The following is a 6711-nucleotide window of genomic DNA, read 5'->3' on the forward strand; positions in this document are numbered from 1 at the left end:
GAATATAGCATTCCTGGACTTCTCTTATCAGAATATTTAGATCAACCAACATAAAGGTTAGCGATTGTTAGATTACGACGCTGAGTTTTACGAATCGATACCATTCGTGGAATTTGCCTAGTGAAGCGTTTAGGTAAACCGATTGTTACACCACGACACGGAGTTTGGCAAATCGATTCCATTTACAAAACGTAGTTAGTAAAGCAGTTAGCTAGTTCGCTTCCTTACCATTACGACGGAAAAATCCACCAATCGATAATATTCGTGGATTTTTCCTAGTGAAGCGTTTAGGTAGACCGCCATAGAGGTTACCTATTATTAGATTACGACACTGAGTTTTATAAATCGATTTCATTTGCCAAACGTAGTTAGCAAAGCAGTTAGCTAGACTGCTCACTACCAGTTACGACGTAAAGTTTTACGAATCGACATTATTCGTAAAACTTTACTAGTGGAGCGCCTAGCCAAGTTCCATAGAAACTTGGCGTTAGTTACTTAGATTGTTACACAATCAAGTAAATTTACTGAACTACGACACGGAGTTTAGCAAATCGATCATATGTGCTAAACGTAGTTAGTGAGGCCGTTAGCTAGACCACTCACTACCCCTTACGACGGAAAAATCCACGAATCGATACCATTCGTGGATTTTTCCTAGTGAAGCGTTTAGGTAAGCCGCCATAGCGGTTACCGTCAAATGACAGCAACTTTATGTTGCTAGTCATTTGTAACGATTTACATCTTCTCTTCCAACTCTACGTCTGGATACTTATCCGCAAACCAGCGGAGCGCAAAGTCATTTTCAAAGAGGAAGACTGGTTGGTCAAAACGGTCTTTAGCCAAGATATTTCGGCTTGATGACATCCGTTCATCCAAGTCCTCAGGCTTGATCCAACGAACGGTCTTTTTACCCATTGGGCTCATAACCACTTCCGCATTGTATTCGCCTTCCATACGGTGTTTAAAGACTTCAAACTGGAGTTGACCAACAGCTCCCAGCATGTACTCGCCTGTTTGGTAATTTTTATAAAGCTGAATAGCACCTTCTTGCACCAATTGCTCGATTCCCTTGTGGAAAGATTTTTGCTTCATGACATTCTTAGCAGATACTTTCATGAAAATTTCAGGTGTAAAGGTTGGCAGTGGTTCAAATTCAAATTTATTTTTCCCAACTGTCAAGGTATCTCCAACTTGATAAGTACCGGTATCGTAAACCCCGATGATATCTCCTGCTACAGCATTAGTCACATTTTCACGACTTTCCGCCATAAACTGAGTCACATTCGAAAGTTTAGCCCCTTTACCAGTACGAGGTAGGTTGACACTCATGCCACGCTCAAATTCGCCTGATACGATACGAACAAAGGCGATACGGTCACGGTGACGAGGATCCATGTTGGCTTGGATTTTAAAGACAAATCCTGAGAAATCCTTGTCATGAGGATCCACAATTTCTCCGTCTGTTTTCTTGTGACCATGAGGTTCTGGAGCAAACTTGAGGAAGGTTTCAAGGAAGGTCTGCACACCAAAGTTAGTAAGGGCTGAACCGAAGAAGACAGGTGTCAATTCTCCAGCAAGGATAGCTTCCTCTGAAAACTCATTTCCAGCTTCATTTAAAAGTTCAATATCATCCTTGACTTGTTCGTAGAAAGGATTGCTACCAAAAAGCTTGTCCCCATCTTCTAAACTAGCAAAACGCTCATCCCCTTTGTAGAGCTCCAGGCGTTGGTTATAGAGATCATACAAACCCTCAAAAGCTTTCCCCATCCCGATTGGCCAGTTCATCGGGTAACTGGCAATACCCAAGACTTCTTCTAATTCTTGCAAGAGATCCAAAGGCTCACGACCGTCACGGTCCAGCTTGTTCATAAAGGTAAAGACTGGAATACCACGATGTTTAACAACTTCAAACAATTTCTTGGTTTGCGCCTCGATACCCTTAGCAGAGTCCACCACCATGACCGCTGCATCCACCGCCATCAAGGTACGATAAGTATCTTCTGAAAAGTCCTCATGCCCTGGTGTGTCGAGGATATTGACGCGCTTACCATCGTAGTCAAACTGCATAACAGATGAAGTCACCGAAATCCCACGTTGCTTCTCGATATCCATCCAGTCAGACTTGGCAAAAGTCCCTGTTTTCTTTCCTTTTACAGTGCCAGCCTCACGAATCTCGCCCCCAAAGTAGAGCAGTTGCTCAGTGATGGTTGTTTTCCCCGCGTCAGGGTGGGAGATGATGGCAAAGGTACGACGTTTCTTAATTTCTTCTTGAATATTCATAAGTTCTCTTTCTTTGATTCTCTATTTTTCTTGTTTCAATAGCTAAGAATGATTTTTACATTGGATTTTACTATTCCTTTCAACACTCCATTATATCGGATTTTAGCATTTTTTTCAATTTCTATTTCTTTTCACTTATCCCTCCCTTATTTATAGGAAAATATGGTAAAATAGAACAGACTAAAAATCATCATTTCACGAAAGGATGCAAGATGAAAATTACGCAAGAAGAGGTAACACACGTTGCCAATCTTTCAAAATTAAGATTCTCTGAAGAAGAAACTGCTGCCTTTGCGACTACCTTGTCTAAGATTGTAGACATGGTTGAGTTGCTGGGCGAAGTTGACACAACCGGTGTCGCACCTACTACGACTATGGCTGACCGCAAGACTGTACTCCGCCCTGATGTGGCCGAAGAAGGAACAGACCGTGATTGCTTGTTTAAAAACGTACCTGAAAAAGACAACTACTATATCAAGGTACCAGCTATCCTAGACGATGGAGGAGATGCCTAATGACTTTTAACAATAAAACCATTGAAGACTTGCACAATCTCCTTGTCTCTAAGGAAATTTCAGCAACAGAATTGACACAAGCTACGCTTGAAGATATCCAGTCTCGCGAGACAGCTATTAACGCTTTTATTACCATCGCTGAGGAGCAAGCCCTTGCTCAAGCTAAAGCCATTGATGAAGCTGGAATTGACGCGAATAATGTCCTTTCAGGAATTCCACTTGCAGTTAAAGACAATATCTCTACAGATGGTATTCTCACAACTGCTGCCTCAAAAATGCTCTACAACTATGAGCCTATCTTTGATGCGACAGCCGTTGCCAATGCAAAATCTAAGGGCATGATTGTCGTAGGGAAAACTAACATGGACGAATTTGCCATGGGTGGTTCAGGTGAGACTTCTTACTACGGTGCCACTAAAAATGCTTGGGACCACAGCAAAGTTCCTGGTGGTTCATCAAGTGGTTCTGCCGCAGCCGTAGCCTCAGGACAAGTCCGCTTGTCTCTTGGATCTGATACTGGTGGCTCTATCCGCCAACCTGCTGCCTTCAACGGAATCGTTGGTCTCAAACCAACTTACGGAACAGTTTCTCGTTTCGGTCTCATTGCCTTCGGTAGCTCATTAGATCAAATCGGACCTTTCGCACCAACTGTTAAGGAAAATGCCCTCTTACTCAACGCTATTGCCAGCGAAGATGCCAAAGACTCTACTTCTGCTCCTGTCCGCATTGCCGACTTTACTTCAAAAATCGGACAAGACATCAAGGGCATGAAAATTGCTTTGCCTAAAGAATATCTTGGCCAAGGAATTGACCCAGAGGTTAAAGAAACCATTCTGAATGCCGCTAAACACTTTGAAAAACTTGGTGCTATCGTTGAAGAAGTCAGCCTTCCTCACTCTAAATACGGTGTGGCAGTCTACTACATCATCGCTTCATCAGAAGCTTCATCAAACTTGCAACGTTTTGACGGTATCCGTTACGGCTACCGCGCAGAAGATGCAACCAACCTTGATGAAATCTATGTAAACAGCCGTAGCCAAGGTTTCGGTGAAGAGGTGAAACGTCGTATCATGCTGGGTACTTTCAGCCTTTCATCAGGTTACTATGACGCCTACTATAAGAAAGCTGGTCAGGTCCGTACCCTCATCATCCAAGATTTCGAAAAAGTCTTTGCGGATTATGACTTGATTTTGGGCCCAACCGCACCAAGCGTTGCCTATGACTTGGATTCACTCAACCACGACCCAGTTGCCATGTACTTGGCTGACCTCTTGACTATTCCTGTCAACTTGGCAGGTCTTCCAGGGATTTCGATTCCTGCTGGATTCTCTCAAGGTCTACCTGTTGGTCTGCAATTGATTGGTCCTAAGTACTCTGAGGAAACTATTTACCAAGCTGCTGCTGCTTTTGAGGCAACAACAGACTACCACAAACAACAACCCGTGATTTTTGGAGGTGATAACTAATGAACTTTGAAACAGTCATTGGACTTGAAGTCCACGTAGAGCTCAACACCAATTCAAAAATCTTCTCACCTACTTCTGCCCACTTTGGAAATGACCAAAATGCCAACACCAACGTGATTGACTGGTCCTTCCCAGGAGTTCTACCAGTTCTCAATAAAGGTGTTGTTGATGCCGGTATCAAGGCTGCTCTTGCCCTCAACATGGACATCCACAAAAAGATGCACTTTGACCGCAAGAACTACTTCTACCCTGATAATCCCAAAGCCTACCAAATTTCTCAGTTTGATGAGCCAATCGGCTATAACGGTTGGATTGAAGTCGAGCTAGAAGACGGTACAACTAAAAAAATCGGTATCGAACGCGCCCACCTAGAAGAAGACGCTGGTAAAAACACCCACGGTACAGATGGTTACTCTTATGTTGACCTCAACCGCCAAGGGGTGCCATTGATTGAGATTGTATCTGAAGCTGACATGCGTTCTCCAGAAGAAGCCTACGCTTATCTGACAGCCCTCAAGGAAGTTATCCAATACGCTGGCATTTCTGACGTTAAGATGGAAGAAGGTTCTATGCGTGTGGATGCCAATATCTCTCTTCGTCCGTATGGTCAAGAAAAATTCGGTACCAAGACAGAGTTGAAGAACCTCAACTCCTTCTCAAATGTTCGCAAGGGTCTTGAATACGAAGTCCAACGTCAGGCTGAAATCCTTCGCTCAGGTGGTCAAATCCGCCAAGAAACACGCCGTTATGATGAAGCTAACAAAGCAACCATCCTCATGCGTGTCAAGGAAGGCGCTGCTGACTACCGCTACTTCCCAGAACCAGACCTACCTCTCTTTGAAATTTCAGACGAGTGGATTGAGGAAATGCGTACAGAGTTACCAGAGTTTCCAAAAGAACGCCGTGCTCGCTATGTCTCTGACCTTGGCTTGTCAGACTATGATGCTAGCCAGTTAACCGCGAACAAAGTCACTTCTGATTTCTTTGAAAAAGCTGTGGCCCTCGGTGGCGATGCCAAACAGGTCTCTAACTGGCTCCAAGGAGAAGTCGCTCAGTTCTTGAACGCTGAAGGCAAGACACTTGAACAAATCGAATTAACACCAGAAAACTTGGTTGAAATGATTGCCATCATCGAAGACGGTACTATTTCATCTAAGATTGCCAAGAAAGTCTTTGTCCACCTTGCTAAAAATGGCGGCAGTGCGCGTGAATACGTGGAAAAAGCAGGCATGGTTCAAATCTCAGATCCAGCTGTTTTGATTCCAATTATCCACCAAGTCTTTGCGGACAACGAAGCCGCAGTTGCCGACTTCAAGTCAAGCAAACGTAACGCAGACAAGGCCTTCACAGGATTCCTTATGAAAGCAACCAAAGGCCAAGCCAACCCACAAGTAGCCCTTAAACTCCTTGCCCAAGAATTGGCTAAGTTGAAAGAAGATTAAAAAAATAATCTCCAGATTAGGAACTGTCAGTGAGTTCTCTAGTCTGGAGATTTTTCAATATACCTCGTTATTGGGGTTTACCTTACTTACATATCCTACTTCAAAAAGCCCTTCCCCTAAAAATAGAGGAAAGGCTTTTCTTGATTATCATAAACCTAAGAATGATAGATAAGCGACTTATTACGCTTTATACCATTTCTTACTCCTTATCATCTTTACGACGTCTTGAAACTAAACCTAAGCCAGTTATTGCTGCTAGAGCTCCAAGAAGGAGAGATGAAGTTGATGATTGAGTACCTGTATTCGGAAGTTCCCGTTTACCATCTACAAATGTTGATTCATTTGAATTCACTATTTGAGTTGATTTATCTGATTGTCCAGGCACTTCTGGATGATTTGGCTTATCTGATTGTCCAGGAACATCTGAATGAGAAGGGATTTCATCATGAATTGGAGTAATCACTTTCTTAAAGATATGAGTTGTTACATTTCCAATTAAAATAGTCTTGACATATTCATAGCCAGTAAATGTTCCCTTATCTTTTGTACCATCTTCTTGAGGTTTTAGAACATTACCTTCAGTATCTTTCCAAACTGTTGATTTACTTTCTTCATTACTTGGAGTTGAAGGTGTTGGTGAATATGGTGTTGAAGAAGATTTCTTAGTATATACATGGATTGTATTTCCATCTTTATCTTTCTTAGTTTCTTTGAAGATGTACTCTGGAATGTCTTTCTTATCCTTCGTTCCTTTGTCTGAAGGGCTGATTTCTTTGCCTTCTTCATTCACATAACTTGTTACGACTTGACGGTATACATGCGTTGTATTGCCTTTTTCGTCTTTCTTAGTTTCTTTGTAAATGTACTCTGGAATGTCTTTCTTATCCTTCGTTCCTTTGTCTGAAGGGCTGATTTCTTTGCCTTCTTCATTCACATAACTTGTTACGACTTGACGGTATACATGCGTTGTATTGCCTTTTTCGTCTTTCTTAGTTTCTTTGTAAATGT

At 42.5% G+C, this 6711-nt stretch carries 8 protein-coding genes; 3 read left to right on the forward strand and 5 right to left on the reverse strand.

From position 1 onward, the window contains the following. Positions 1–41: 41 nt before the first annotated feature. From SK608_RS11350 to SK608_RS08125, 4 genes are all read right to left on the reverse strand, one after another. Positions 42–182 carry a hypothetical protein gene (locus tag SK608_RS11350; RefSeq protein ID WP_157768881.1) on the reverse strand — a complete coding sequence of 47 codons (141 nt, stop codon included), beginning with the start codon at positions 180–182 and terminating at the stop codon, positions 42–44. 29 nt (positions 183–211) lie between these two features. Further along, positions 212–355, reverse strand: a complete 144-nt coding sequence (locus tag SK608_RS11355; protein WP_160165262.1) for a hypothetical protein — start codon at positions 353–355, stop codon at positions 212–214. A 247-nt stretch (positions 356–602) separates the two neighbouring features. After that, entirely contained in the window at positions 603–725 is a 123-nt protein-coding gene (locus SK608_RS11930; protein WP_261055044.1) for a hypothetical protein, read from the reverse strand. Between the two features lie 10 nt (positions 726–735). Then, positions 736–2280, reverse strand: coding sequence for a peptide chain release factor 3 (locus SK608_RS08125; RefSeq protein WP_001025436.1), 1545 nt, complete (start codon positions 2278–2280; stop codon positions 736–738). 212 nt (positions 2281–2492) lie between these two features. Here SK608_RS08125 and gatC point away from each other — a divergent pair, with 212 nt between their 5' ends. The 3 genes from gatC to gatB are packed head-to-tail and all read left to right on the forward strand — an operon-like array spanning position 2493 to position 5703. Further along, positions 2493–2795, forward strand: a complete 303-nt coding sequence (gene gatC / locus SK608_RS08130; RefSeq protein ID WP_033678060.1) for an Asp-tRNA(Asn)/Glu-tRNA(Gln) amidotransferase subunit GatC — start codon at positions 2493–2495, stop codon at positions 2793–2795. Further along, positions 2795–4261, forward strand: coding sequence for an Asp-tRNA(Asn)/Glu-tRNA(Gln) amidotransferase subunit GatA (gene gatA, locus SK608_RS08135; RefSeq protein ID WP_033678062.1), 1467 nt, complete (start codon positions 2795–2797; stop codon positions 4259–4261). The genes gatC and gatA overlap by 1 nt, the downstream gene beginning before the upstream one ends. After that, on the forward strand, positions 4261–5703 hold the full coding sequence (gatB, locus tag SK608_RS08140; RefSeq protein ID WP_033678064.1) for an Asp-tRNA(Asn)/Glu-tRNA(Gln) amidotransferase subunit GatB: 1443 nt from the start codon (positions 4261–4263) through the stop codon (positions 5701–5703). Before gatA ends, gatB begins: the two co-directional genes overlap by 1 nt. A gap of 199 nt (positions 5704–5902) precedes the next feature. On the opposite strand, the gene SK608_RS08145 is transcribed toward gatB, so the two are convergent. Beyond that, positions 5903–6711: LPXTG cell wall anchor domain-containing protein (locus SK608_RS08145; protein WP_033678066.1), on the reverse strand; the 809-nt coding region annotated here is incomplete at its 5' end.

Origin of the sequence: Streptococcus mitis subsp. hohhotensis (assembly GCF_000722775.1) — a bacterium.
Lineage (GTDB): Bacteria > Bacillota > Bacilli > Lactobacillales > Streptococcaceae > Streptococcus > Streptococcus carlssonii.

Bases quoted from the DNA above. Each gene is read 5' to 3' on its own strand.
- SK608_RS11350 (WP_157768881.1), bottom strand. From the start codon at position 182: ATGGAATCGATTTGCCAAACTCCGTGTCGTGGTGTAACAATCGGTTTA.
- SK608_RS11355 (WP_160165262.1), bottom strand. From the start codon at position 355: ATGAAATCGATTTATAAAACTCAGTGTCGTAATCTAATAATAGGTAAC.
- SK608_RS11930 (WP_261055044.1), bottom strand. From the start codon at position 725: ATGACTAGCAACATAAAGTTGCTGTCATTTGACGGTAACCGCTATGGC.
- SK608_RS08125 (WP_001025436.1), bottom strand. From the start codon at position 2,280: ATGAATATTCAAGAAGAAATTAAGAAACGTCGTACCTTTGCCATCATC.
- gatC (WP_033678060.1), top strand. From the start codon at position 2,493: ATGAAAATTACGCAAGAAGAGGTAACACACGTTGCCAATCTTTCAAAA.
- gatA (WP_033678062.1), top strand. From the start codon at position 2,795: ATGACTTTTAACAATAAAACCATTGAAGACTTGCACAATCTCCTTGTC.
- gatB (WP_033678064.1), top strand. From the start codon at position 4,261: ATGAACTTTGAAACAGTCATTGGACTTGAAGTCCACGTAGAGCTCAAC.